Annotated in this window: 29 protein-coding genes; 9 read left to right on the top strand and 20 right to left on the bottom strand. The window is 47.1% G+C overall.

Features of this window, described 5'->3' with window-relative positions:
• Window positions 1-226: 226 nt before the first annotated feature.
• Window positions 227-529 carry a Rieske (2Fe-2S) protein gene (locus tag QUA34_RS23235; RefSeq protein ID WP_333322724.1) on the bottom strand — a complete coding sequence of 101 codons (303 nt, stop codon included), beginning with the start codon at window positions 527-529 and terminating at the stop codon, window positions 227-229.
• 99 nt (window positions 530-628) lie between these two features.
• Window positions 629-865 carry a helix-turn-helix transcriptional regulator gene (locus QUA34_RS23230; protein ID WP_333173917.1) on the bottom strand — a complete coding sequence of 79 codons (237 nt, stop codon included), beginning with the start codon at window positions 863-865 and terminating at the stop codon, window positions 629-631.
• Window positions 866-980: 115 nt separating this feature from the next.
• Here QUA34_RS23230 and QUA34_RS23225 point away from each other — a divergent pair, with 115 nt between their 5' ends.
• Window positions 981-1,244, top strand: a complete 264-nt coding sequence (locus QUA34_RS23225; protein WP_333223995.1) for a peptide ABC transporter substrate-binding protein — start codon at window positions 981-983, stop codon at window positions 1,242-1,244.
• A gap of 192 nt (window positions 1,245-1,436) precedes the next feature.
• Here QUA34_RS23225 and QUA34_RS23220 read toward each other — a convergent pair whose 3' ends face one another.
• From QUA34_RS23220 to QUA34_RS23210, 3 genes are all read right to left on the bottom strand, one after another.
• Complete coding sequence (locus tag QUA34_RS23220; RefSeq protein ID WP_333040001.1) at window positions 1,437-2,105, bottom strand: HAS-barrel domain-containing protein; 669 nt, start codon at window positions 2,103-2,105, stop codon at window positions 1,437-1,439.
• A gap of 265 nt (window positions 2,106-2,370) precedes the next feature.
• Window positions 2,371-2,562: an NAD(P)H dehydrogenase subunit NdhS gene (locus QUA34_RS23215; protein WP_293145052.1), complete on the bottom strand. Its 192-nt coding sequence runs from the start codon at window positions 2,560-2,562 to the stop codon at window positions 2,371-2,373.
• Window positions 2,563-2,693: 131 nt separating this feature from the next.
• Window positions 2,694-3,764 (bottom strand): Mrp/NBP35 family ATP-binding protein, encoded by a 1,071-nt coding sequence (locus QUA34_RS23210; protein ID WP_333322725.1) that lies wholly within the window; start codon window positions 3,762-3,764, stop codon window positions 2,694-2,696.
• A 190-nt stretch (window positions 3,765-3,954) separates the two neighbouring features.
• Between QUA34_RS23210 and hemF the strand changes: the two genes are divergently transcribed.
• Together hemF and QUA34_RS23200 are read left to right on the top strand one after the other, a co-directional pair.
• A complete protein-coding gene (hemF, locus tag QUA34_RS23205; RefSeq protein ID WP_333211153.1) occupies window positions 3,955-4,998 on the top strand; it encodes an oxygen-dependent coproporphyrinogen oxidase in 1,044 nt (347 codons plus the stop codon).
• 57 nt (window positions 4,999-5,055) lie between these two features.
• Window positions 5,056-5,418 carry an STAS domain-containing protein gene (locus QUA34_RS23200; protein ID WP_006631392.1) on the top strand — a complete coding sequence of 121 codons (363 nt, stop codon included), beginning with the start codon at window positions 5,056-5,058 and terminating at the stop codon, window positions 5,416-5,418.
• Window positions 5,419-5,662: 244 nt separating this feature from the next.
• Here QUA34_RS23200 and QUA34_RS23195 read toward each other — a convergent pair whose 3' ends face one another.
• Complete coding sequence (locus QUA34_RS23195) at window positions 5,663-6,283, bottom strand: chromophore lyase CpcT/CpeT (protein ID WP_333389375.1); 621 nt, start codon at window positions 6,281-6,283, stop codon at window positions 5,663-5,665.
• Window positions 6,284-6,622: 339 nt separating this feature from the next.
• Here QUA34_RS23195 and psb29 point away from each other — a divergent pair, with 339 nt between their 5' ends.
• Entirely contained in the window at window positions 6,623-7,336 is a 714-nt protein-coding gene (gene psb29, locus QUA34_RS23190; protein ID WP_333389377.1) for a photosystem II biogenesis protein Psp29, read from the top strand.
• A gap of 249 nt (window positions 7,337-7,585) precedes the next feature.
• Here the strand turns inward: psb29 and QUA34_RS23185 are convergent, their stop codons facing one another.
• The 5 genes from QUA34_RS23185 to QUA34_RS23165 form a co-directional block, all read right to left on the bottom strand.
• Window positions 7,586-8,122, bottom strand: a complete 537-nt coding sequence (locus tag QUA34_RS23185) for a late competence development ComFB family protein (RefSeq protein WP_006631395.1) — start codon at window positions 8,120-8,122, stop codon at window positions 7,586-7,588.
• Between the two features lie 208 nt (window positions 8,123-8,330).
• Window positions 8,331-9,272: a M23 family metallopeptidase gene (locus tag QUA34_RS23180; RefSeq protein ID WP_333389376.1), complete on the bottom strand. Its 942-nt coding sequence runs from the start codon at window positions 9,270-9,272 to the stop codon at window positions 8,331-8,333.
• A gap of 132 nt (window positions 9,273-9,404) precedes the next feature.
• Window positions 9,405-9,632 (bottom strand): hypothetical protein, encoded by a 228-nt coding sequence (locus QUA34_RS23175; RefSeq protein ID WP_333322729.1) that lies wholly within the window; start codon window positions 9,630-9,632, stop codon window positions 9,405-9,407.
• Window positions 9,633-9,684: 52 nt separating this feature from the next.
• On the bottom strand, window positions 9,685-11,211 hold the full coding sequence (locus QUA34_RS23170) for a phosphomannomutase/phosphoglucomutase (protein WP_333389374.1): 1,527 nt from the start codon (window positions 11,209-11,211) through the stop codon (window positions 9,685-9,687).
• Between the two features lie 332 nt (window positions 11,212-11,543).
• Window positions 11,544-12,449, bottom strand: coding sequence for a D-hexose-6-phosphate mutarotase (locus QUA34_RS23165; RefSeq protein ID WP_333389373.1), 906 nt, complete (start codon window positions 12,447-12,449; stop codon window positions 11,544-11,546).
• A 40-nt stretch (window positions 12,450-12,489) separates the two neighbouring features.
• On the opposite strand from QUA34_RS23165, the gene QUA34_RS23160 reads away from it, so the two are divergent.
• Window positions 12,490-12,717 carry a hypothetical protein gene (locus tag QUA34_RS23160; protein WP_333389372.1) on the top strand — a complete coding sequence of 76 codons (228 nt, stop codon included), beginning with the start codon at window positions 12,490-12,492 and terminating at the stop codon, window positions 12,715-12,717.
• A gap of 215 nt (window positions 12,718-12,932) precedes the next feature.
• Here the strand turns inward: QUA34_RS23160 and QUA34_RS23155 are convergent, their stop codons facing one another.
• Both QUA34_RS23155 and QUA34_RS23150 read right to left on the bottom strand, forming a co-directional pair.
• A complete protein-coding gene (locus QUA34_RS23155) occupies window positions 12,933-13,994 on the bottom strand; it encodes an NADH:flavin oxidoreductase/NADH oxidase (RefSeq protein WP_333389371.1) in 1,062 nt (353 codons plus the stop codon).
• Window positions 13,995-14,030: 36 nt separating this feature from the next.
• Window positions 14,031-14,270, bottom strand: a complete 240-nt coding sequence (locus tag QUA34_RS23150; protein WP_333322734.1) for a glutathione S-transferase domain-containing protein — start codon at window positions 14,268-14,270, stop codon at window positions 14,031-14,033.
• Between the two features lie 541 nt (window positions 14,271-14,811).
• On the opposite strand from QUA34_RS23150, the gene QUA34_RS23145 reads away from it, so the two are divergent.
• Complete coding sequence (locus QUA34_RS23145) at window positions 14,812-17,127, top strand: cation:proton antiporter domain-containing protein (protein ID WP_333389370.1); 2,316 nt, start codon at window positions 14,812-14,814, stop codon at window positions 17,125-17,127.
• 183 nt (window positions 17,128-17,310) lie between these two features.
• Here the strand turns inward: QUA34_RS23145 and QUA34_RS23140 are convergent, their stop codons facing one another.
• Window positions 17,311-17,523 carry an Hfq-related RNA-binding protein gene (locus tag QUA34_RS23140; protein WP_333150164.1) on the bottom strand — a complete coding sequence of 71 codons (213 nt, stop codon included), beginning with the start codon at window positions 17,521-17,523 and terminating at the stop codon, window positions 17,311-17,313.
• Between the two features lie 312 nt (window positions 17,524-17,835).
• On the opposite strand from QUA34_RS23140, the gene dapF reads away from it, so the two are divergent.
• Together dapF and QUA34_RS23130 are read left to right on the top strand one after the other, a co-directional pair.
• The gene (gene dapF, locus QUA34_RS23135; RefSeq protein ID WP_333389369.1) at window positions 17,836-18,678 is read left to right on the top strand and encodes a diaminopimelate epimerase; all 843 of its coding nucleotides are present in this window, start codon (window positions 17,836-17,838) and stop codon (window positions 18,676-18,678) included.
• Between the two features lie 264 nt (window positions 18,679-18,942).
• Entirely contained in the window at window positions 18,943-20,085 is a 1,143-nt protein-coding gene (locus QUA34_RS23130) for a hypothetical protein (RefSeq protein WP_333322737.1), read from the top strand.
• Between the two features lie 126 nt (window positions 20,086-20,211).
• Here the strand turns inward: QUA34_RS23130 and QUA34_RS23125 are convergent, their stop codons facing one another.
• Both QUA34_RS23125 and QUA34_RS23120 read right to left on the bottom strand, forming a co-directional pair.
• A complete protein-coding gene (locus QUA34_RS23125) occupies window positions 20,212-21,393 on the bottom strand; it encodes an aspartate aminotransferase (RefSeq protein ID WP_333322738.1) in 1,182 nt (393 codons plus the stop codon).
• 99 nt (window positions 21,394-21,492) lie between these two features.
• Complete coding sequence (locus QUA34_RS23120) at window positions 21,493-22,638, bottom strand: iron-containing alcohol dehydrogenase family protein (protein WP_333389368.1); 1,146 nt, start codon at window positions 22,636-22,638, stop codon at window positions 21,493-21,495.
• A gap of 204 nt (window positions 22,639-22,842) precedes the next feature.
• Here QUA34_RS23120 and QUA34_RS23115 point away from each other — a divergent pair, with 204 nt between their 5' ends.
• Complete coding sequence (locus QUA34_RS23115; protein WP_333389367.1) at window positions 22,843-23,310, top strand: DUF29 domain-containing protein; 468 nt, start codon at window positions 22,843-22,845, stop codon at window positions 23,308-23,310.
• 95 nt (window positions 23,311-23,405) lie between these two features.
• Here the strand turns inward: QUA34_RS23115 and QUA34_RS23110 are convergent, their stop codons facing one another.
• From QUA34_RS23110 to QUA34_RS23095, 4 genes are all read right to left on the bottom strand, one after another.
• On the bottom strand, window positions 23,406-23,735 hold the full coding sequence (locus QUA34_RS23110) for a type II toxin-antitoxin system PemK/MazF family toxin (protein WP_333389366.1): 330 nt from the start codon (window positions 23,733-23,735) through the stop codon (window positions 23,406-23,408).
• Entirely contained in the window at window positions 23,722-24,015 is a 294-nt protein-coding gene (locus QUA34_RS23105; RefSeq protein ID WP_333389365.1) for a hypothetical protein, read from the bottom strand. Before QUA34_RS23105 ends, QUA34_RS23110 begins: the two co-directional genes overlap by 14 nt.
• A 134-nt stretch (window positions 24,016-24,149) precedes the next feature.
• A complete protein-coding gene (locus tag QUA34_RS23100) occupies window positions 24,150-24,434 on the bottom strand; it encodes a peptidase (protein ID WP_333322743.1) in 285 nt (94 codons plus the stop codon).
• 219 nt (window positions 24,435-24,653) lie between these two features.
• Entirely contained in the window at window positions 24,654-25,085 is a 432-nt protein-coding gene (locus QUA34_RS23095) for a hypothetical protein (protein ID WP_333322744.1), read from the bottom strand.
• Between the last annotated feature and the right edge of the window lie 234 nt (window positions 25,086-25,319).

Genomic DNA, 25,319 nt, shown 5'->3' with positions numbered 1-25,319 from the left:
TTGCACTTTACCCTCGCTCTCGCGAGCGCATAACCCAGGCTACGTCAAGTGCCATCGATATATTCAGCAAGCCCTACAAAAGCAAAGTCGGCCTCCGCAGACTAAGAGAGTGAGGGGGTATTTAAGCCGGATTTGATATCACATATTAATTTACAGTCGTCTGGAGACGACTTGAGCTATGAGACAGGGGTTTAAACCCCTGTCGGACTTAACGAATAACGAATAACTAATCTATCTCCACAAAAATGCGATCGCCCTCAATCTTTACCGGATAAGATTCCAGGGAATCGGCGGGTGCATTCAAACATTTACCGCTATCTAATTTGTACTGATACTTATGAAACGGACAGGTAATGATACCGTTATTTACCTTACCCATGTCGATCGGATATTCTAAATGAGTGCAAGCATTGCGGTAACAAGTGACATTCACCCCTTGACGATTCAAAATCAGCGAAGTCCCCTCAACTTTTACCTTCAACACACCCCATTCGGGAACTTGATTGACCCCTGTTATCTCTACCCACATATAATCTTTCTCGCTTTAAATAAATGATTGCAAACTAATAGGCGATCGCCCTTGAATGCAGCAAGGGCGATCGGTGAGGTCTCATCCACACCTGATAACCTAATCGTTTTCCTCGCCATTTCCCAGGTACAACCTGACGAATTCATTAGCCGCCTCCCGATTGAAGGTCTGCAACGCTTGCTTAATCGCAAATACCGCCTCGGCAGATGGGTCTCGTTCTTCGCTCACCCAACGGCTAACGTTTGAGCGATCGATTTCCATCTTTGCCGCCAATTGATATTGACTGATATCGTATGCCTCTAATATTTTTTTGAGGGCTTTACCTGCTCTTCCCATGCTCCCGATTGTGTCAGAGAGTCACCCTCCTGTAAACGTTGCTGATTGTCATCTAATGCGGTACACTGCGCTCAGTTGACAATTAGCACCTATTAGATCGAGGAGATAGACCGCAATGACTCAAACACAGCTTTTTGTTTCCACAGATATCAACGAAATCCCGACCTCGCCGACATCACAGCCAAATCCTGTGCCTGCTGAACCAGACCGGGAACCTGTGCTGATCCTAGTGATTGGCTCGCAGAAGGGAATCGATAAAATTGTTAGCGCACTCTACTTGCGTCGTTTTGCAGCAGTTCAAGAATGGTCGCAGATTTTACCTGCCCCGACTATCGGCAAGCTCATGCGGAGTTTGATTCGCTATGTTTCTTTAGATTAAATTGGGCAAAAATGCTCTTTGACATCAGACGCAGTGTTCTGCAAAACTGAAGGGGGCGATCGCATTTTAAATTAAGTGCGATCGTTTCTTCTTTCTCAATTTAATTGTAAGGTCGATCAAATACCAGAGTCTGGCTGGTGCGATCGCCTCACTATTTGACGATCGGCCTCAAACATACTATTCAGCTTTTCCCTACGGATGAATCTGACTCAAAATCACCCGCAACCGATCGTAATCATCCTTCAACAAAACACTCAAACTCCTCCCCGCTTCCACCAACCAAGATCGATCGCGCATCCGCAACTGATAAATCTCCCGAATCGCTGCCGCCGTCAGCGCCTCCACCGGCGCATTAGCCACCCCCAGCAGCGTCCTCAAAAAATCCAACTGCACCGTAAAATCAATCACCTCATCGGGTTCGCAGCGATAAACCGCCTGGTGAATTTGCGGCGGGCGCGGCGGCAAATACTGATAAATTTTACCCCTAGATGGGCCGTGACCATTCAACCTTTCCGGCGCAGCCTCATACCCGACAATCGCCACTCGAAACTCGGTTTTTAGCATCGCAAAAATCTGCGGTTGTTCCTCCCGCAACTCTTCCAGCGACAAACCCAAAGCGCGAGCTCTGTGCACCGAGTCGATCGGGCTAGTCGTGGCATAATAAACCACGCCGTAAATTTGATTTTTCGACTCTTCATCCTCGGCCTTCACCCAACTCCCAAAAGGTGGCATCACGGGAAAGCTTAAGTCTTCCGGTTCTAAACATTGAGCCAGAAACTCCGAAGTTGCGGTCTCGATTACCTCAGCAATGCGATCGGGATGGCGCTCTTTTATAGCAAATTGGGGTAAAGGTAAACGCATAGTTTTAGTGATTAGTCATTAGTCATCAGTTATCAGTCATTCGTCATTAGTCAAGGGTTTTCATTTAGTAGCCTGGTCTTGGGTACTTTACCAATTACAAATTACATATAGCGATTCTAAATGAATTGTGTAATTGTTGTAGGGGCAAACCCCCCGTGGTTGCCCCGATCCGTGAGGGGTAGGCACGGGGGCACTACCCCTACATATTTTTACAACTGATTTAGGATTGCTATATTACCCATTACCAATGACTAATGACCGCTGACTATTTCGCGCGGCCAGCCGTAGCATCGACAAGTTCCAACTGCGACAGGCGGAACGTAATCAGCTTGTCCCAATTCCCGCCTTCAAACAGTACCGCGACTTTTCCGTCGGTAACTCGCTGGACTTGTCCTTGAAAGGCGTAGTAAATCTCACCCTTATCTTTAACTCGAACTGCCGAACCTGGAAAAATCATAATTGTTTGAATGTTAAGTTTGCTCTTTATAGCTTACCGTTTATCGTTTCTAGTTCCCAAGCAGAGCCTGAGAACTAGGCAAATCTTCGTCAACCGGAAGACGCGAGGCAAAGCCCCGAAACGAGAGTTTGTTAGGCTAAAGCTGCTACGGAAACTTTACCGGCAATGCGGCCCGCGATCGCCCGCAACTCCCTAGCTGAAGCAGAACCCGGTTGTCCCACGACGATCGGCACCCCCGAATCGCCACCTTCCCGCAACGGAATTTCCAGCGGAATGCAGCCTAACAGCGGCACTCCCAACTCAGCAGCAGTCTTTTCCCCGCCACCTGAACCGAAAATATCGTATTGCTTGTCAGGCATATCCGGTGGCACAAAATAGCTCATGTTTTCCACAATTCCCAACACCGACACTCCCAACTGCTGGAACATCTTTAAACCCTTGCGAGAGTCCAACAATGCCACAGTCTGCGGTGTGGTCACGATCACAACACCGGCCATCGGCACCGCCTGCGCCATTGTCAACTGCGCGTCTCCAGTACCCGGAGGCATATCGACAATCAAATAGTCTAAATCGCCCCAATTCACCTGATAGAGGAACTGTCGAATGATCCCGTTCAACATCGGGCCACGCCAAATGACGGGCTGGTCTTTGTCAATTAAAAACGCCATCGACACTAATTTGACGCCGTAATTAAAGGCGGGTTCGAGGCTTTCCCCGCTTTTTCCGTCCCTCACCATGACTTTCGCGTCTCCCAGACCTAACATTGTCGGGTCATTGGGCCCATAGATATCCGCATCCAGCAAACCCACCTTAGCGCCGGTTTGCGCCAGCGCTACGGCCACGTTTACCGCCACCGTGCTTTTGCCGACGCCACCTTTACCGCTGGAAATTGCGATAATATTTTTCACGCCTTCAATGCCTTGGCGATCAACCACTCCCTTCTGCTGTGGCGTCTCGGCTGTCACCTCCACCGCCACTTTTTCAACTCCTGGCAACTGTTTGACCGCTTTTTGGCAATCTTCCACAATAAATTCTCGCAGCGGGCAAGCAGGCGTTGTCAGCACTAAAGTAAAACTGACGACACCGCCGTCAATTTTTATGTTACGAATCATGTTCAATTCCACCAAACTCTTTTGTAGTTCGGGGTCTTGCACGGGTCGCAGGATTTCTAAGACTGAACTAACATCGAGTGTATTGGGCATTGTGTTCTCCACCATAGCTCTGCAATTGGGTTAGCGAATTTTCGATCGCACGTTTAAGTATATTTTTATTGCTATTTTTTAATGTAACTTCATAGCGATCATTTGCAGACCTACGGTGGCATAATTACATGACGACTGGATTTGGGATTCATCGCCCATCTAAAACTCAAATCTGACAACAGAAAATTTTATGACAGTTTCTACAACACTTAAAACCGCCACTTCCCCGTTTTTGCCGCCCGCTGACTCTAGAGCTAGAGTCAGCCAATTTATGAAAACCCTACAAGACGAAATTTGTCAATCCCTCGAACAGCTCGATGGCGTTGGCAAATTTAAGGAGGACGCTTGGGAACGCTCCGAAGGTGGCGGCGGACGTTCTCGCGTCATGCGCGAAGGCAATGTTTTTGAACAAGGGGGAGTCAATTTTTCCCAAGTGTGGGGCGAAAGTTTGCCGGCTTTGATTCTGGCAAAGCACCCAGAAGCCGCAGGTCACGATTTCTATGCAACTGGCACTTCGATGGTGCTGCACCCCCGCAATCCCTACTTGCCTACGGTTCACCTGAATTACCGCTATTTTGAGGCCGGCCCGATTTGGTGGTTTGGCGGCGGTGTGGATTTGACTCCTTATTACCCGTTGGCTGAGGATGCAGCTCATTTTCACAAAACTCTGAAAGCAGCTTGCGATCGCCACCATCCCGGATATTATCCGACATTTAAACTTTGGTGCGACGAATATTTCTACCTCCCCCACCGCCAAGAAACCCGCGGCGTGGGCGGCCTATTTTTTGACTACCAAAGCGCTCAAGGCCCGCTTTACCGCGACCATCATGTCAAAGGCAAGGCCGCTGAGTGCAGCAACAACATTGGGGCGCCGGAACCTAGGACTTGGGAGTCGCTGTTCGCCTTCGTACAGGATTGTGGCAGGGCATTTTTGCCGGCTTACACCCCTATTATTGAAAAGCACCGATCGAAAGAATACGGCGAGCGCGAGCGTAATTTCCAACTTTACCGCCGCGGCCGTTACGTTGAATTTAACTTGGTGTACGATCGAGGCACGACCTTTGGCTTGCAAACCAACGGACGCACCGAATCGATTTTAATGTCCCTGCCACCTTTGGTACGCTGGGAATATTGTTACGAGCCAGAACCCAACTCTCCCGAAGCCGAACTCTACTCCAAGTTCTTAAAACCGCAAGATTGGGCGAATTGGATGCCTCAGCAGTCACCGACCTGAGTTAAACTACTGGGACAGTAACCACCGCGATAGATAATAAATTTGAGGGAAGGGTCAGTGATTCATATTGATCAAAAAACCCACACGCTTCAAGACGGTACAACAGTTATCGTCTTAGCACCGACAGGACGGTTGGACATCACTACAGCTTGGCAATTCCGCCTCAAGTTGCAAGAGTGTATTTCCAAACTTAGCCGCCATGTTGTAGTGAATCTTGGTCAGGTTAACTTTATCGATAGCTCTGGCCTGACCTCACTTGTAGCAGGTATGCGGGATGCGGATAAAGTTAAGGGAAGTTTCCGCATTTGCAATGTTCATCCCGAAGCCAAACTGGTGTTTGAAGTCACCATGATGGATTCTGTGTTTGAAATCTTTGAAACGGAAGAAGAAGCTCTAGAGGGGGTACCGCGCGCAAGTTGACCACCCGGCTTGCATCGGTTGCGGTGTAAGCGCAATTTAAGCTTGAGGCTCACAAAATGCGCCGGAACCCTGCACAAGAACAGGAAGCAGGTACATTATTGCCAGCTTCCTTATGCTTTCTTCCTTTCTTGAGAGATTGAGAGGTTCACCAAAACACTAAAGTAGAAGAATAGGTCAAGGTAAAGTCTTGCCTTCTATCCTAGATAGCTAAATCTTTCTTCCTAGTTTCTTGTTGCTTCTTGCTTCAAACCAATATCTCAGCAGCAAAATCCTGACGCTTGACAAATCTAAAAGGGCCCATTAAAGCTCCCCAGATAGCCTTGCCTGTCGTGGGGCTTATTCCTTTGTCGTAGCTGAGAAATTCCTCGCCTGCGGCTTCAAATCCCAAGTCTACTTGGTAATTTTGCCCCCCGTAGGCAAAGCCGCAGCGAGTGCCCTCCGGCAAAGATGCCCGAAAGCGATAGCTGTTTGAGGCTAAATTTTGCACCGCAACCGAGAGGGTGCAGCCGGGAAGGAGTTGGATTTGCTCGTTCGTTAGCTTTCCAAGCAAGTCGGGGTTGCAACCGGCTCCTTTGACGGCTGCGATATCCTTGAACATATAATACTGAGCTTCGATAAGTCCTGGCGCTATCTGTGAGTGCCTCAGTTGCACGATGCGGGGGCGGTATGGCTTGTCTAATTCCAGAATGTTGGCTTGTTCGGCAAACAGGGCAATGCTGGGTTCGGAAAATAAATGAACGGGTAGTGGTCTTTGCCACATACGAAGGTGGACGTACCACGCCGGCTCTGCTAGCGCTTGTGCCCGGTTGTCAAATTCGCCCGCCATGTACTGCGCTAAAGCTATTAATTCAGGAGAAAGTGTCATGTTTGTTTGATTTTTGACGATGAGGGTTGACAAGAAAAAGTTATTATGATATGTAAAACCATATCAAGGCTGGGGAAGTCAGAAGATGAGATTTATGAGCGATCCCAGCTAAGCTATGATTGTAAATATACTGGGGTTTTTCCCTCCTCTTGCGACATATTAATTGTTGCTGCTGATCGCGCGTAAAATCTTTTTGATAAAATTTTGTCTCGCAATCCGGCGGCAACGCTTAAAAAACTGGCACTTTTTGTCAGCCCGATCGCAGAATTGACTCCCCGACTTTACTCACGCCGCGCTGGCACGCCCGCTACGGCAAAATTATTTATCTATAAGACTCAGGTGAACAATAACCGTACTGTTTCAGATACTAAGCGAAGTTTCTATACGATTCACACTCGACCGATCAACTCAATTTACCGTCGAGTGGTGGAAGAGTTGATGGTAGAAATGCACTTGCTTTCGGCGAATGCCGATTTTCAATACGACCCGATTTATGCTTTGGGTGTAGTGACAGCTTTCGATCGATTCATGCTTGGGTACGCCCCAGAAGCAGACAGAGTTTCGATTTTTAACGCTTTGTGCAAGTCCCTAGAAGACGATCCAGAGCGCTACAAGCAAGACGCTCAGCGATTGGAAAGCTTGGCGGATAGACTTTCCGGGCAAGAGTTGCTCTCGTGGCTCGATCGCTCTACCAGCTTTGAAGATACACCAGATTTGCAAGCGTCTTTAGGGGCGATCGCCAGCAACCCTCAATTTAAGTACAGTCGCTTGTTCGCGATCGGTTTGTTCTCGCTGTTAGAAAAAGCTGATCCTAACTTAGTAAAAGACCAAGAAACGCGAAACGACGCGATCGCTAAAGTCTGTGTGGCCTTGCACCTGCCAGAAGACAAAGTTAGCAAAGATTTAGATTTGTACCGCAGCAATTTGGAAAAAATGGCTCAAGCACGAATAGTGCTTCAAGATGTCATCCAAGCGGAACGGAAAAAACGCGAAAAGCGAGAAACAAAAGTTACCGCTGGCCCCTCCGCTGAGTCTTCTGACAGCAGCAATTAATCGTTTGAAGGAAGAAGGAAGTTCGGCAACGGATTCTCTAACGGATGTAACGGATGTCATGAACAAGGAAGAAGAAAGAGGGAGTTTTTTATTTCTTACATCAAATAAAAATTCTTAAATTTTTAATTTTTTTTCTTGAATTCTGGCTTCGGCCTTGTGCCTTCAGATGTTGGTTGCTCAGAAACTAAAAATCCCGCTTTCTGAATAGAGCGGGATCGACTTAATCAAAATATAGCTGTTGGGGTGGTACTAAGGCTGGGGTTCAAAATTAGTGGCGTTAGCTTGCAGCCAAGTGCTTAGCTGTGAAAGAACTTCGTTTCCCGAAGACTTGCCCAAAGCTGTCGGGTTTGGGGTGTCGGGCCGATCCAAGTTGCGGGCGATCGCTGCGTTGACTTCTTTGGAAATCAAATCGTGAAGTTGCTCTTTAGCCCTAGCCCTTTGAAAGTGAGCGCCCTCTTCCGTCGTAGCGTACAGAGGTGGCAGCCTATTTAAAGCATAAGCTGCAATATCTCCCACATCCAGACTCAGGTCGCTCGTCGCCTCAATTTCTGCCACCCTAGCGATCGCATCGCTGAGTACCAACTCTTCCATCACGTTGATGAACTGTTTGCGTGGCAGAACTACAACTTCGCCAGTCAACAAAGAGCCCATCAGACGATCGAGAGCCATGTACTCTTCGATCGACAATTCCGAAGCCGTATTGCAGATCCGTCCCACCTCAGCTTCCATAGACGGCGTTAAATAGCCATCCTGCAAAGCCTGTTCAACAATTTTTTCAATACTCATATATGCGTCCCCGCTCAACGGCATCATCAATAAAGTTTTGTGAAGACGCGATTATTAGCGTCTTGAGATTCGAGTTTTGAGAGTTGAGTTGAGAAATTTTATACAAATCCTAACTCAATACTGATAACCCATCACAGTTATCTGCACACCCTAGCCACAAACTTACCCCATAATTGACTGATAAATCCGTCAACACCTGTAAAAACTCCTACTCAACTCCCTGAAGTCGCCAAGGTACAGGATCAACGGACTGCCCATGCACGTAAAGTCCCCAATGCAGGTGAGGGCCTGTAGAAGCCCCTGTTGACCCCACAGTACCAATTACTTGACCGGCTTTCACGACATCGCCTTCCTTGACATCAATCCGGCTGAGGTGCATCAAAATACTTGCTACGCCGTGACCGTGGTCGATACCAACCACGTTTCCGTGGATTTTGAAGCCTTGCGATTCGCGTCCCACTAGAGACACCCGACCGGCTGCTGGTGCCACTACAGGGGAACCGGAAGCACCCGCGTAATCCACGCCGCGATGGTAGTAGTCTTGAGCAAATACCCCATTATAATAGCGTCGCACCCCGTAAATAGTGGTAATTTCGCCGGAGTTGGGGCGCAACAATTTGCCGTCCCAAAATTTTTCGGGTGTCACGAGTGCTTTAAATGCGTCTACGCGATCGAATTCAGCATCTGTACCTTCCTCGTCTTTCCCAGGCGGTAGCCAGATGGATTGAGTGGGAAAATTTCGATCGCGCACTTGCACGCTCAAGTTCTGCACTTGTCCGTCACCTGCGACTTGGATTTGGCGGGCACCGGGTTTCTCTACCGGCGTCGTCGGCAGCAGGGCCCGAAAGCGGCCGTTGCCGATGGGAAAGGCAGGGTAGTTTTTTTGCTGTAGAGAAACTGTTGGAGTTTCCCCGCCGTTACCGTCAACTTGAATCATTACTGACAGCGTATCTCCCAGTTGGGGATTGGCCGGCGTCACAACTACCTGCAAAGCTTGCACCGGCAGGGCAAAACTCAGAAAGCCAGCAACAATTCCCCCGATCGAACTAGCGGTTAGCTTGTTTGCTTTCAACTGCCCCCACCGCAAAATCCGACCTGTAATTATTTCCGTACTTAGCCCGCAGTTGTCTCGATTCACACTCATTACCATCACTAGCAGTCCTTAACCTTTCTCTCGCTGATATATTTTTAACTATCTAGACTAACTATAGCAATCCGCAATGAGTCCAGAGAAACAGCCGTAGATAAAAATTGAGAATGGCTATAATCTTATCACCTAAATTTATAGGGATTCAAAGGTAGCGGTGAAACCATTTAAGGTTAAGCATTCTTCCATAAATTCCTCTACATCATTGACATTCTCAAGCTGATATTCCATAATCCGTTGACCATCGCCTTTCATCTTTTTGGAAGAAAGAGGCGTAGCCGGATATTTATCAGCGATCGCTTTGAAAGCTTTGGAATGGGTATCCCAGCTTTCAGCAGAACATTTTATGGTTAAAAGCCACATGATGAAATTCCTCCTTGGGTTGGGTTTAGTAATAGTCTGACACGAGTAAAACTTAAATCGATAGTGCCGAAAAATCAAGAGATTCGGTGGTTTGGAAAAAAGCTAAAAGCCTAGCCACTATGCGAGCGACACCACCCTTAACATTCGACTCCACATTCAAAGGCATCACCGGATCATGGAGTGATAAGCGTAACAGAAACCAGCCGGATTCGCTAGCTGACGTGCTGGAAATTCGCAGACCTTCGTAGTTATTGGGAACTATTTTCCAGTCTGCTTGCGTCGAGACAAATTGTTGCAGTTGTTCAATAACCCGATCGCCGTGAGCCTTGAAATCATCCACACCAATTTTAATCCGAAATTCTGCACTTTCTTCGGGTTCTTTTAAATTCGCAATTAAATCCGGCAAAGATTGATTTGCTAGCTTTGATTTAGCCAATTCAATCAACAATTTGCTGACCAAATAAGCGCCATCATCCAGAAAGTAATTTTCTTTCAAAGCTCCATGTCCAGAGGTTTCAATCGCCAGCCATGATTCCTGTCCGGCTTCATTGAGGCGTATCGACTCGTCAATCACATTTTTGTAGCCGCGTTTAAAGCGATGGTGAATCCCTTTTAAATCTTGTTCGATGAATTGCGTTAAGCCATCGGAGGTGATAGAATCCGTGACAATGGTAGAGCCTGGGTGTTCTTTTAAGATGATGGCAGAAATCAAGGCAATTAAGCGATTGCGATTGAGTTCCTTGCCAACTTGATCGACGGCCGCACTGCGATCGACATCGGTATCAAAAATAATCCCAAAATCAGCTTGGTGTTCAATTACCGCTTGACAAATTGACTGCATTGCCTGTTTATCTTCGGGATTTGGCACATGATTGGGGAAAGTACCATCGGGTTCTAAAAACTGACTGCCCGTAGTGTCTGCACCTAAAGGTTTTAAGACTTTATCAACATAAAAACCGCCAGCACCGTTTCCTGCATCTACAACAATTTTTAATCCTGTTAGTGGTTGCTCAAAATTATCGGGATGATTGACTGCTTCCCTAATGTTGGTGACAAATTGGTTAGCATAAACTGAGATAAAATCATGCTTTGTAATCTTACCGGGCGATGAGGCGGGCTGAAAGTAATTGCTTTGGGCTAGTGTTAAGATATCTGTAATATCCTGCTTTTGTAACCCACCTTTGGCAGTGAAAAACTTTAAGCCATTGCGATTAAATGGCAAATGGCTAGCAGTGAGCATAATCGCGCCGTCGCAATCAAAACCAGGGGTAATGGTACTCATAAACATGGCGGGGGTTGAGGCCATGTCAAAGTCGTACACTGTTGCACCAACTGAGGCGATTCCCTCCATGACTGCTTGCATTAAGGTTGGGCCTGATAGGCGACTGTCACGCCCGATCGCGATCGTTAATTCTGCCGCTGGTTTATTGACTTTTTGCACCAGCCAACTGACAAATGATTTACCTAAGATTGTCGCAATTTCGGGCGTTAGGTTGACTTTTTCATTGGGAACTCCTTCGAGGGCGATACCGCGAATGTCTGATCCATTTTGAAGTTTTGTCCAGTTGAAGATTTGCATAATAATGGATGGTAAGTAAAAAGATCGGAGTCGGCGGTTGAAACCGATAATACAAAGTTTTGTCTGTAGCTAGACGGTTCGACTCAGCTTACCCGAACGTCTTTCGCGGACTAATAAATAAACAGGGGAGAAATTTGGGATTTGGTATTATTAGTCATTAGGGTGACAGAGTTTTTCAATTCAATCAGCTAATCGGCATTTAAGTTGTATTTAAAGAAACAATCCCAGTCTTGTGGGTGGGATTTGAGCAACGCCCAAAATATCCAATTGAAATGTTGACCCGCTGACGGAGAATTTTGACCCCATCACCGCTAAGCTTAAGCTCTAATTTCTTAGTCGCGTTCCACACTGTAAATTGCCTGCAAGCGGAACTCACCATGAGGGGGAACTTCGACAATATCTGTAGCTGCATTGGTCGTTTCTACGCAGAGTAAACGCTGATAATCTGCATCATCAAGGTCGGCCATATTTGCAGAAATTGTCACCCAGGGATTCCACACTACGACGGATTTACTACCAGATGATTTAATGCGAATCCGACGATTGAGGGCGCTATCGTCAATGACTAATTCATTGGTGACATCAAGATAAATACGATCGACTTCACCTGTTACTACTACTGCACCCACTTGAGTTTTTTCGACACCACCATCCGCTTTATCAAGATACTGGCTATTTTCTAAGCCTAAAATCTGCACGCGGTTGATATCGCCGACTTGGAAATAGGTGTGGAAAGCTTGGGTGAGGGGAAATGCTTTGTCGCCTAGATTGCGGGTGATTAATTCTACCGTGAGGCTGGTGCCGATCGTAATTGCGATCGCCAGTTCAAAGGCTTGGGGCCAAATTGCTCTAGTTTCATCGGTATCCTTGAGTCCGAGAGTGACTTTGGTTGCGCCGTCTGGGGTTGTGGCGGTTTCTAGCACATTCCAGAGGCGATTCCGCACAAACCCATGACTCGGACGCCCCAAGGCTTCGGGATCGGGGCCAAACCAGGGCCAACAGATGGGTATACCGCCTTTGATGGCTTTCCCTTCGGCATAGTAGGCTTTGTCGCTGACGAACATCAAGTCTGTGGTTTCGGTGGCGGGTTGAAAGGAGAGAACTTGACCGGAATACACAGAAATTAAGGCTTTGGCTTGACCGTTGTCGATGTGAATCATCGGGAAACCACCGTTTCCGGTGGCGAATGTGAGGTTCCCGGCAATGCCGTAGTCTGTGTTTAATTGGTCAATACTCATGCTGTTGGCTTGGTGAATTGCTTTACAATTATCCGATATTATGGTTGCGAGATTGATTAGATTGTTGGGTTGGACGCGGGAAGGTGCGATCAACACAATCATGCACTCAGAGAAACGAATTGGGAGTGCCAACACCTCGCCAGGGGATGTGCGATCGAACCCACCGACACACCTTGCTGAGTTCCCCGTCAGCCAGCTAATGCAGCAGTTCCTCAAAACACGGCGCAGCCGCCAAACTCCGCATCTCTTCGAGGGTGATTTCAGGTGACAATTGCCAGAAATGCGCCTAAAACAAGCCAAAGAGCGCTATCCGAGTGACTGCATCCGCTAGCGTTCGCATCGAATCACGTCACGGCAATGGGAACCTGCCTTGTACTTGAGGCCGCATCAAAAAAGCCTTTATTGAGCGACTGGTTTACAGAAACACTAAAAAAGTTATTCCTAGTGGATTTGTGTAAAACCGACGATCGCAAATCCGCTTAATTACCAAGCGCGATCGTATTGAATTGGAGCAGGCACCGACTGACGTAGTTGCTTCGCAGCCCGCATCGGCCAATAAGGATCGCGCAGCATTTCTCTGGCAAGTAACACCATATCTGCTTGACCTGTACGAATGATGTGGTCAGCCTGGGCGGGTGCAGTAATCATACCAACGGCTCCGGTGGCGATGTTCGCTTCGCGTCGAATGCGATCGGCAAAAATAGTTTGATAACCTGCACCCGTGGGAATCTTTTCACCGGGTACAATTGCGCCTGAAGAACAATCGATTAAATCAACGCCCAGTGACTTTAATTTATCGCTGAGTACAATACTTTGTTCAATGTCCCAACCATTTGGAACCCAATCGGTTGCAGAGATGCGAACCCAAAGTGGTATTCGATCGGGCAAAACATTTCGCACCGCTTGTACAACTTCACATAAAAACCGGATGCGATTCTCAAAACTGCCACCATAGTCATCAGTCCGTTGATTGCTCAAGGGAGACAGAAATTCATGTAGTAGGTAGCCGTGAGCAGCATGAATCTCGATTACCTCAAATCCGGCTTCTAGGGCGCGTTGAGCTGCGTTGACAAAGAGTGCCGTCTGCTTCTGAATCTCTTCGATACTCAGAGCAATGGGGGCGGGGCTATCGGGTTTAAATGGAATGGCGCTAGGGGCGATCGAAGTCCATCCTCCCTCAGATTCCGAAAGCACATCGCCGCCCTCCCACGGAAGTGCTGTACTGGCTTTTCGACCTGCATGAGCCAATTGAATTCCCGCAACCGCACCGTTGCGGTGAATTAACTCGACGATTCGCGCCAACATTTCAATATGAGCATCGTCCCAGATTCCCAAATCTTGCGGCGTAATTCGTCCTTCAGGCTCGACTGCCGCTGCTTCAGTCATGACAAGCCCTGCCCCTCCTACGGCTCGACTGACGAGATGAACCAGATGCCAATCATTCGCGAATCCATCAACGCTTGAATATTGACACATGGGAGAAACTGCAATGCGATTTCGGAAGGTAACGCCACGTTGATCCAATGGCTCAAATAAATGCGACATGGTTGTAAACCCGTGATTTATAAAATGCTACAGATGTCAAGTACAGACTTTCTTGACGCTGGGAAGTTGACTGACTTCATTCCACCAAGTCCGCAGTTTCGGAGTTTGAGCCATCGTTGCTTCGTACTCTGGGGTCTGCGATAGGTAGGTGAAGACCGGAATTAGGTAAAAATCGGCAATGCTCAGTTCGTGACCGAGCAAATACGGGTGTCCTACAGTTAGGGACTCGATCGCCTCTAGTGCAGTTTTTACAGGTGCGATGGCAGCTTTGTCCAACCTACATCCCGAATGGACAAGTCATTTTGAGGTATCAAGAGCAACGACCAAATCACTTGTCTAAAACCTAAATCTTTATTGTTAGCAAAACCGGGGATTACTAGAAAAAGACACAAAAGTGCCTGAGTAATTATCCAGTATATCGGGTAAATCCGCAAGCAGGGCTTGAATAAATAAAAACGATGTTAACTAATCCTTTTTACCGAGCGCCGATCTGTGAACGTAAACCGTGATAAAACCGCCCAATAGAAAAAAGTAATCAACACCACTTTATTCCGCCTGAAATTCATTAAATAAAGTAACTTGATTTAATCTCTCCGCGCTCATATCGTTGAGGTGAAACATTACCCTCAATCAAGGCGCAATGCCTCGATCTACTTGCAAGAGGTTAAGCTTCTTTTGAGGAGTGAAACTCTTTGGTATCAGAAAATACCTGGTTCTATAGTTGCAGTTGCCCTGACTCCCCAACTACATTCAACCCACTAAACATAATCAACACATTAGACACTATAATATAACTTTATACTTTTTTCATAAAGTTGTGCAAGAAGACTTCCGACTGATCGTTGACTTAGTTCTAGTTCTCGCTGCTGCCGCAGCAGGAGGACTCTTTGCATCGCTATTGCGACAGCCGGTAATTCTCGGCTACCTCCTTGGAGGGATCGTAGTTGGGCCGGCCGGTTTGGGGCTGATTAAAGAATTAATTCAGGTAGACACCCTGGCTGAATTCGGGGTTGCCTTTCTGTTATTTGCCTTGGGAGTGGAATTTTCTTTCGCCGAACTCCAGAAAGTTAAAGCCATTAGTTTGGGCGGGGGGGGCTTGCAAATTGTGCTGACGATCGCCATTACTACTGCAATTTCCTTGGCTGTAGGGTGGGTAGAATCGCCCGCTCAAGGCGTGTTTTTAGGATCGATTCTGTCGCTTTCCTCGACCGCAGTCGTCCTGAAATGCTTGATGGAACGCAATGAATCCGGTACTTCCCACGGTCAAGTCATGCTGGGAATATTAGTAGTTCAAGATCTGGCTTTGGGGCTAATGCTAGCAGTTTTGCCCGCACTCAATCAGCCAGCAGAGGCGATCGGCATGACGGTAGCGTGGGCCCTGCTGCGGATCGGGTTATTTGCGATCGGTGCTGTAGTCGCGGGCATTTGGATCGTACCGCAGTTGCTGCGCTACCTCGCGCAAACAGAAAGCCGGGAACTGTTTTTGCTGGGAGTTGTGGTTTTGGCTTTAGGGATTGCGCTGCTTACAGAATATTTGGGTTTTTCGATCGAGATGGGCGCATTTGTGGCGGGTTTAATGATTTCGGAGGTGGAATATGCCGACCAAACTCTAACTTATGTCGAGCCTTTGCGAGATATTTTTGCATCCTTATTTTTTGTCACTATCGGGATGTTAATTGACCCGATGTTTCTGTGGAACCATCTAGAAGTAATTCTGGGACTGGTATTTATAGTATTTGTCGGCAAATTCTTGATTATAACGCCGATCGTCCGACTATTTGGCTATCCACTAAAAACAGCATTGATCGCAGGTTTGGGCTTAGCTCAAATAGGAGAATTCTCCTTTGTACTCGCTAGTGCCGGCCAAGTTATGGGGCTGGTTTCGCGGGACGTTTACCTGTTAATTTTAGGAACGACAGCCGTCACCCTCGTGCTAACTCCGTTTGTGTTGAGAAGCGTGCCACAGTTATTGAAATGGGCGGAAAATTTCGGGCCTTTGCAGCGCTATTTTGACGAAACATCTCAACCTGTGGAAATAGCTGAAAGTTTGCCGGAACAAAATTATGTTGTGGTTTGTGGCTACGGGCGAGTCGGCAGAATTTTAGTCAAAATGCTGCAAAGCCGCAACTGTTCTGTTGTGGTAATCGATGAGTCAGAAAGTAGAATTCAAGAGTGCAGAATGCAAGGAATTCCTTACATTTACGGGAATGCTGCCAGCTTGCACGTATTGGAAGCCGCGCGGGTGGAACGGGCAAAAGCAATGGCGATCGCCCTTCCCGATCCCATGAGCACTCGCTTGTGTCTGAAGCGCGCTTTAGAATTAGTCCCGGATTTGGATATTGTGGTGCGGGCCAACCAAGATAAAGACATCGAACTGCTTTACCAACTGGGGGCCTGGGAAGTCGTGCAGCCGGAGTTTGAGGCGAGTTTAGAACTCTCTGCCCACTTGTTGGCTAGTATTGGGATCTCGGCAATGGCGATCGGGCGGGAAGTGCAGCAAATTCGCAGCAGCCGCTATCTGGAATTGCGGCCACCGCGCGAACCTTTGGCGGTTTCGCGGGATTTGAAAGTGGCAGTTCGAGATATGAACAGCGAGTGGTACAGCTTGCCGTCGGGTTCTCCCATTGCCAGCATGACTCTGGAAGAAACTAACCTGCGCCAGTTGACAGGCGTCAGTGTGATGGCGATCGTCCGCGAGAATGGCGAGGAAATTGATTATCCTAACGGGAAGACAGCTTTGCAGCCGGGCGATCGACTTTTTGTAGTGGGAGAACCGGAAGAACTCATCAGTTTTGAGTTGCTGGCGAAGGGGGAAGTTGCAGTACCGCAGGGTGACAGTTCTTGCCAGTGGCTGAGGCTGCCAGCAAAGAGCCCTTGGGCGGGCAAAAAACTGTCAGAGGTAGATGTGCTGACCCAGTACGGGGTGCAGGTGCGGGCGATCCGCCGGGAAGGGAAATTTACTCGCTGGCCCGACGGAAGTAGCAATTTGCAAGAAGGCGATCGTTTGCTGCTGTGTGGCGGCTTCTACGAGCTCGGCTTGATGCAGCGGACGGCCTCACCACCGGTGCCACAACCTGCTTTAAAGCTGCCTTTGGTCAAGGCCCAAGTCATCGAAAAGCTGTTTAGCGATTAGTCAGCGGGCAGTGGGCAGTGGGCAGTGGGCAGTTGACAGTGGGCATGGGGCATGGGGCAGTTGGCAGTGGGCAGTTGGCAGTGGTGAGCTTTCCAGCGAACAGTCAACAGCGAACAGTCAACAATGCCCCATGCCCCATGCCCCATGCCCCATGCCCCATGCCCCATTCACCATTCCCCACTCTCAGCCGTTGGGTTTGAGATAAGCAATGGCTGGTCGCGAGATCAGAATTTGTGTTTCTGAGGGATCGAGGAGGCAAATGCAGCTATTATCCTGCCAAAAAATTCTGCCAGCTACTAAGTCGCCGGTAAGGAGTTTAATCTCCACCTGTTTTTTGTCTTTGATGTAGCTTTGTATTAAGCGAACGCTGGGCAATCCGGTTTCAAATTCAGACATAGTTCAGAAAAATATAGTCAAATATTACCTTAAACCATATTCTTCTCTTTATACCGTTTAACCTTTACTGCCGCAACTACAAGCGCGTCTAATCGATGAGGGAGAAACCCATTGGCAGTTACTTTTCGACGAATATTCATTGAGCCATTGACATCAGCATTAAGTAGGTATCCCTGTGGAGTTATAAATATTATATTTGTTTATATTTCAGTAGAAAGGACTATAAATTGCATAAAGTTTTATAATACTGGGAACTGGGTAATTTGGTAATCAAATTATCTAATCAGCTTTAACCAAAAGAGGTTTGTTTTTATGCCGATCGAGTTTGCGAAGTATCAGGGACTGGGCAATGATTTTATTCTAATTGACAACCGCCACTCGTCAGAACCCGCGCTCACGCCAGAACAAGCTGTGGATTGGTGCGATCGACATTTCGGGATTGGCGCAGACGGTGTGATATTTGCTCTTCCGGGTCAAAACGACACTGATTATACAATGCGGATTTTTAACTCCGATGGTTCGGAACCGGAAATGTGCGGCAACGGGATTCGCTGTTTGGCTAAGTTTATCGCCGATTTGGAAGGGTCAGAGGCGAAAACTCAGTACCGCATCCACACTCTGGCTGGTGTGATTACCCCGGAATTGCGATCAGACGGTCAGGTTAAGGTGGATATGGGAGTGCCCCGGCTGCTGGCTGCGGAAATTCCGACAACTTTGGCTGCAGCGGATGCTAAAGCTATAGATGTGCCGATCGAAGTTGCTGATAAATCTTGGTCTGTTACCTGTGTCAGCATGGGTAATCCTCACTGCATTACTTTTGTAGAGGATGTTGCGGCTGTTGCTTTAGAAACTGTCGGGCCTCAATTCGAGCACAACAAAGCCTTCCCGCAGCGTACCAATACGGAATTTATTCAAGTGATACGTTCAGACTATGTAAAAATGCGGGTGTGGGAAAGAGGCGCGGGTGTTACTCTAGCTTGTGGGACTGGTGCTTGTGCTGCTGTGGTAGCTGGGGTGTTGGTAGGCAAGTGCGATCGGGTAACTGCGGTTGAACTCCCCGGCGGCGTTTTGGAAATCGAATGGGCAGAAGTTTCTGGACGGATTTACATGACTGGGCCGGCACAGCGAGTATTTACTGGTTGTATGAGTGATTAGTGATTAATCATTAATCATTAGTCATCAGTCATCAGTCATCAGTCATCAGTTATTAGTTATTAGTAACTGGTCAGAAGGTTTTTTTGGTGGAATTAACAAACAATAAAAATTATTGAATTCAAAATTTTTATTGAATTTTGACCAATGCCTTCCGCCTTCACAAGTTATTGGCTGCGGACTGAAGACTGAAGACTAATAACTAAGCCTGAAATCTAAAATCTAAAATCTAAAATCTAAAATCTAAAATTAACTAGGTGGGCTTGCATGGCTGGAGGTATTTATCTCATTCAGGACGACGATAGGCTGGTAGAAATGATGGAACAGCCCTACGACTCGGAAGACCAGTTACAAGATTTGCTAGTAACTTATCCTAATTTGATCGCGGGAGACCAAATCGATCGCGCGACGGCGCGCAGGTGGCTGTTAATTTCGCGGGAAGCTGCACCCAGCGATGAGGAAACAGCGGTGCAGTGGTCGCTGGATCATTTGTTTCTCGACCAAAATGCCGTTCCTACTTTGGTGGATGTGCGGCGAACTCCGAATGCCGAACTGCGGCAAAAAGTTTTGGGTCAGTCGATCGACTATGCTGCTAATGCGTTGTTTTACTGGCCCATCGATTCAATTATTGCTCTGTTTGAAGCTAATTGTCGCGATCGGGGTCGCGATCCTGAACAGATTTTTGAAGAGTTTCTCGGTGCGGATGCTAATGAAGACCTATTTTGGCAGAAGGTTAAAACTAATTTGCAAGCTGGTAAAGTTCGCTTAGTGTTTGTAGCTGACGAGATTTCCGCTGAAATGCGTCGAGTTGTGGAATTTCTCAACGAACAAATGGACCCGGTTGAAGTTTTGGCCCTGGAAATTAAGCAGTATGTAAGCGAAGACGGTTTGAAAACGCTGGTTCCCAGAGTGATCGGTCAGACAGCCGAAGCACAGCAGAAAAAATCCAGCGCAACGCGCGAAAGAAGGCGCTGGGATGAATCTTCATTTTTTGCGGAAATCAAAGCTAGACGAGGCGCGGACGAGGCGCAAATGGCAAGAGAAATTTACCTGTGGGCAAAAAGTCAAGAACCCGAAGTTCAAATCCAGTGGGGAACGGGGGATGCCTACGGCGGTTTCGCCGCTCAATTGCCTCAAAAGGGCAGAAAGCCCTATCAGTTATTCACTGTAGATATTGCTGGCAGAATGGAGATTTCTGCTGATAATTATGGTTCCCAGCAGCCTTTTAATGCGGAACAAAATTGGCTGGAATTGAGAAGTAAGCTGAGTTCGATCGGTCTGTCGCTGCCTACAGAACCGGGTGAGAGAAGGTCGCCGACTCTGGCTTTGTTTACTTTGCAAGATGAATCTGCCCTCAACCAAGTTATGGAAACTTTTGATTGGGTGATTGAGCAAATTAAAACGTTATAGTCAGTTGTCAGTTGTTAGTTGATTATTGGTTATTATCACCAACAAATAACCAATAAGAACTAACAACTAACAACCCACAAATAACCAATAACTAATGACTAATGACTAATGACTAATGACTAATGACTAATATCGAATGTTTGCTTGTTTCAAACGCCGCAGGGCTTCTCCCAGTCGATCGCAATCTGCAATTAAACTAATTCTCACATATCCTTCGCCGCCCGGCCCAAAAGCATTACCAGGAGTCACCACAACACCCGTTTGCTGCAAAACATTCAGGGCAAAATCAGTAGAACTCATGCCGCGAGTGCAGGGAACCCAAAGATACATTGCAGCCAGAGGTTTAGGAATATTCCACCCTAATTCTGCCAATCCTTCCACCATGAAATCACGGCGAGTCCTGTAACGATTCTGCACTTCGTGCAAGTAACTGTCCGGCAATTGCAGTGCTGTTTCTGCTGCTGTTTGCAATGCGGAAAATATACCGTAATCTAGGTTAGTTTTTAATGTCCGCAAACCTTGAATAATCTTGCTATTTCCTACTACAAAACCGACGCGCCAGCCTGCCATATTGTAAGTTTTGGACATGGTGTGAAATTCGACGCCGATTTCTTTACCGCCGGGAATTTCTAATAAACTTGTCGGTTGATAGCCGTCAAAGGCTAATTCCGCATAACACAAGTCGTGAACCAGCAAGATTTGATGCTTGTGTGCGAAAGCCACAATATCTTTGTAAAATTCGCGGGGTGCAGTTGCTCCAGTCGGATTGCTGGGATAATTGAAATAGAGTATTTTGGCTTGTTCGGCTACGCTGTCGGGAATGTCGGCTAAGTCAATTACCCAGTCATTTTCGGGTTTGAGGATGATGTTGTGAACTTTTGCACCCGCAATGATTGGCCCGCGAAATAATACGGGATAAGCAGGACTCGGTACTAATATTACGTCCCCTGGATTGATATAGGCGATCGCAAAATGTGCTAAACCTTCTTTAGAACCCAACAAAGGCAATGCTTCGCTTTCTGGATCGAGTTCAACATTGTAGCGACGGCTGTACCATTTAGTAATAGTACGGCGAAAACTGGCAGTTCCTTCAAATGGTGGATAGCCGTGATTTGCAGGATTTTGGATGGCTGCGACAGCGGCTTCTACTACTGGTTGAGGAGTGGCACCGTCGGGGTTTCCCATTCCTAAGTCTATTAAATCGAGTCCTTGTTCGCGGGCGCGGGCTTTGAGTTCGTCGAGACGGGCAAATACGTAGGGCGGTAGTTTTTGCAACCTGTCAGCAGGGCTAATCCAATCCAAGGTCATTTATTTTGTGTCAGTTGTCAGTTTTCCTGGTTTGTAGTAAGGACTTTCGTCCTTGCTAGCACAGCCTTTTCAGGACTTTAGTCCTTACTACAAACTGTTTTAATTCTTAATCTTTAATTCTCCCACAGGTGCGGTGGTAGAAACCATCGCTGCCATTAATTGTTGGGGAACAACTTTAAAAGGCAGTCGGTGGATGTCGGAATTGGGATTGCAGGCGATATCGGCGGCGCGCTGCAATTCTGCTATGGTAATGTCTCCGAGTCCGAGGTTGTCTAAAGTTTGGGGTAATCCAATCTCGGCGTAGAATTTTAGCAGTTGCTGTCTGGCGCTAGCGGCGAGTTGATTGTTTTGCAGCATTTCTTCTAGTCGCAGTTGTACTAAAATGCCGTAGGCAACTTTTTCGCCGTGCAATGTGCCGTGACTTGCTAATAGATGAGTTAGGCCGTTGTGGACGGCGTGGGCGGCGACGGTGCGACATTGGGCGCCGCCAATTCCGCCGATTACTCCTGCTAGCAATACGGCTGCATCTGTGACTTCTTGCCAGGTTTCGCTACCGGGTTCTTTGAGGGCGGCGGCTGATTTTTGGAATAAAATATCGCGCAGTATTCTAGCTTGTTGAACGGCGGAAATGATCAGGGTTTGTTCGGAGTGTCCGCTGCTGACTGATGCTTCGTACCATTTGGCGATCGCATCTCCAATTCCTGCTACTAATGTCCGCTGTGGTGCGGTTTGAATTAAGCCGTAGTCTAGTATTAATAAGTCGGGACATCTGGCTAATGTGACATCGTATTGGAATGCGCCTTGTTCTGAATAAATGTTAGAAAGGGCTGTCCAAGCGGCACAAGTGGCTGCTGATGTGGGAATTGTGACGATCGGGATTTTGCACTGATAAGCGACGAGTTTGGCAGCGTCTAAGGCTTTGCCGCCGCCTACACCGATGATGAAATCGGCTTCATGGGTTTGGGCTGCTGCGCGGAGGGTTTCGAGGCTGGTTTCGCTGCAATCCTTGCCGTAGGCTGTTTCAGCGGATTGTAACTGCTGCTGTTCGAGGATTGGTTGCAGGTAGGGTTGGGCGGCGGCGAGGGAGTTACTGCCGCCGACGATTAGCGGCCGCTTTCCGAAACGGGCGATGGCATCTCCGGCTTGTGCGATCGCCGATCGACCTCGCAATACACAGGCGGGAGCAATTGTCAAGGAATAAATTGCAGTTGCGGTGGCGGTTTTGGTGCTTTGGGTTTGAGTCATCGAACCACTGGATAAGTGACGAGAAGGTTGACGCTTTGCAGGATTGCTGGATTTTATAGGATAACTCTAACCCATGTTGGGCGATCGGGTAAGTTTTGTAAAGTTTTTATTAAGTATTGTTGGGCTGTTGGGGGATGGGAGAGGGGAGTTGAGGGCGATCGCTATGATAAATTTAGGAATATAAGCAATTTCAAGGATAGGGCAATGCTGACTAAACAAGATTGGGACTGGTTAGCAGTGTGTTCTCATTATCAAACGGCTGTCACAGTCCAGACACTTCTCAAAGAAGGAAAATCTATGGAAGCAACGGCAGGTTTAGAATCTTTAATTGAAGCAATGGGAAGAACCGAAAAACGAGCAGTAAAAAGCCAGTTAATTCGTTTAATGCTTCATATTATTAAATGGAAATTTCAACCTGAGAAACGAACTGCTAGCTGGGCTATTAGTATTCGTTCGGCGCGGCGAGAGATTGAAGAAAGTCAAGAAGAAATGCCTAGTTTAAACCGTGATTTTATTGAGTCTGTCTGGGAGAAATGTTTTAAAGTTGCGGTGAAAGATGCCGAGGATGAAATGGGTAAAAAATGTCAATTAACCTCACTTTCTTGGTCAGAAGTTTTTGAAGATGAATATACTTTGTCGGATGGCGCTTTAGAAGATGAAAAGTTTGAGTAATGTGCGCGATCGCATTTTTTGGACTGATGCAGTCACCTGGTTTCTCAACCTAACCTGTTTACTGATCGGGACTTACGCAGAACCTTTATATGTTATTAAAATTGAGGCTTAACGTACAAATCCCAGACTCGTTTCACTTCTGCTGCATCTGGTTGAGAAATTTGCCCGATTTTTGCTAGCAACAAAGACTTTTCCAGACAATCTAATCTAGACAAGCGTACTGTTGAAGCAACGCGCAAACCGCTGGCAGACCAATCATTAAGAAATACATCAGTTTGGCTGCGGGGTTTTGCAGAGGTAACGACTGCTGCTACCACATCCTCGCTATCCAACCACAGTAAAAGTATGGGGCGTTTTTTAGAGCCTGCGCCGCCTGTAAAGGGAATATTTGCTACCCAAAAATCACCAGGCTCAATAGTCGTCATAAAGTCCTTCGTCTTCGGGTGCGTAACCTTTCAAAAAAGCATCATGACTGCGAGTAATTGCTGGGTCAATTAAATAGTCTTCGCCGTCTAGTAGCGAGCGCTGGAGAGGCGGTGTTTCTGTTGTTGAAGTGCCAGATTCGGAACTTATGCTAAACTGCTTTGTCTGTTGGGCTTTGTACAAGAGGAATTGAACGAAATCGAGCACTTCCTCTTGTTTTTCTATCGACAGAAGTCGCAAATTTTCTGACACGGTTTGTTCGACATCAATAGTGGGTTTCATTGAATTTTTACCCTTCAGCTTTGTTATATTTCTGCGTTACCTACATATATTGTCACGACTCTCAAAGGTGAGAGCGTTCCTGATTCTAGCCAGTCCAACAATATAACCGGCCAAAGTTCCTCACCTCTGTGGTTTTAATCGTGGGAGGTGGGCTGCTTTTTCCGGCCAAACACACCCGACATACTTAAACCAGTCACTAGCAAGCCAATCATTCCCAAGCCGTTTAAAATCGGGTAAATTGCTTGCAGGTGAAAGATTTCACCTGTATGAATTTTTAACAAGAATCTTGATGAAATTTCTATACCAAGCGGCCACTCTCGGACAATTGTGATCACCATTCCAGTCAAGACAGTCAGCGCGATCGGCAAAGCAACAATAAGGCCTAGAATGCGGTGGTACTTGCGAAATGCTCTCTTCATAGTGGTTGAAAGTTTGGGAATACTGAGGTTATATAAGGAGCGAACGTTGAGTGCTTTTTTCTAAGTAACTGCGATCGCATAACTCTCACAGGACTTACGCACTCCGACGCACATAAACCGGATATTTTAACTTTTATTCAAGGTTTGAACCAATTACCGGAGTTAAAAAACTCGGTTTCTGCGTCCCAGACTTTAGAATCAAGCACTCACCACTTAAATTTAGGACTTAGGAATGCTAGTAATAGTCTTTTCAAGCGACTGCAATTGAGTTAGCACTTGGTCTTTACTTGGCTGAGACTTTTTGAGCGCAGTCATCACTTTTTCTGTGGTATCCTCAACTGCATCGTAGCTTTTAGGAGCTTTAGCTTTGATACCGTCTTCTACTTTCTTCCAGGCATTCTCGAATTTGTCAAATTCGGTTTTGGCTTTGGTAAAGTTTCCAGCCTGAACTGCTGCTTTGGTACTGGACACCACACCACTCAATTCTGCATAGTTTCCCTGGGATGCTGCTTTCTCAGTTTTAACAGCAGTAGCAGCAGGAACCGGGGCGGGTGAAGTTTGCGGAGTGGAAGCTTCCTTAGCGCTGTCGCAACCAGCCAAAGCTATAAGGCTGATGGCGCTAAGGACAAGGATTTGATTAAAACGAGCCATGAAAAATCCTCACATAGATGGATACTAGATTCTATTGTGTCACAAACAAATCAGATCCGTGGGAATAAATCAACATCCTGCGGGATAGTAAATTTTGAAGCTGGAAGTGGGCGGATAGTTGGGTAAGTTTGGTAAGTTTGGGTTTAGGGAGGAAACGCCACTAGATGATGGTTTGCCACTGTTGACCTGAATCCAGTGCCACCCAACCTATTGACTAGCCTCTGGTATGTTTTA

The sequence above is a fragment of the Microcoleus sp. POL10_C6 genome, from assembly GCF_036701585.1.
Classification (GTDB): domain Bacteria; phylum Cyanobacteriota; class Cyanobacteriia; order Cyanobacteriales; family Microcoleaceae; genus Microcoleus.
Note: the sequence above shows the minus strand (reverse complement) of the source record. Positions and strands in the feature narration are given on the sequence as shown.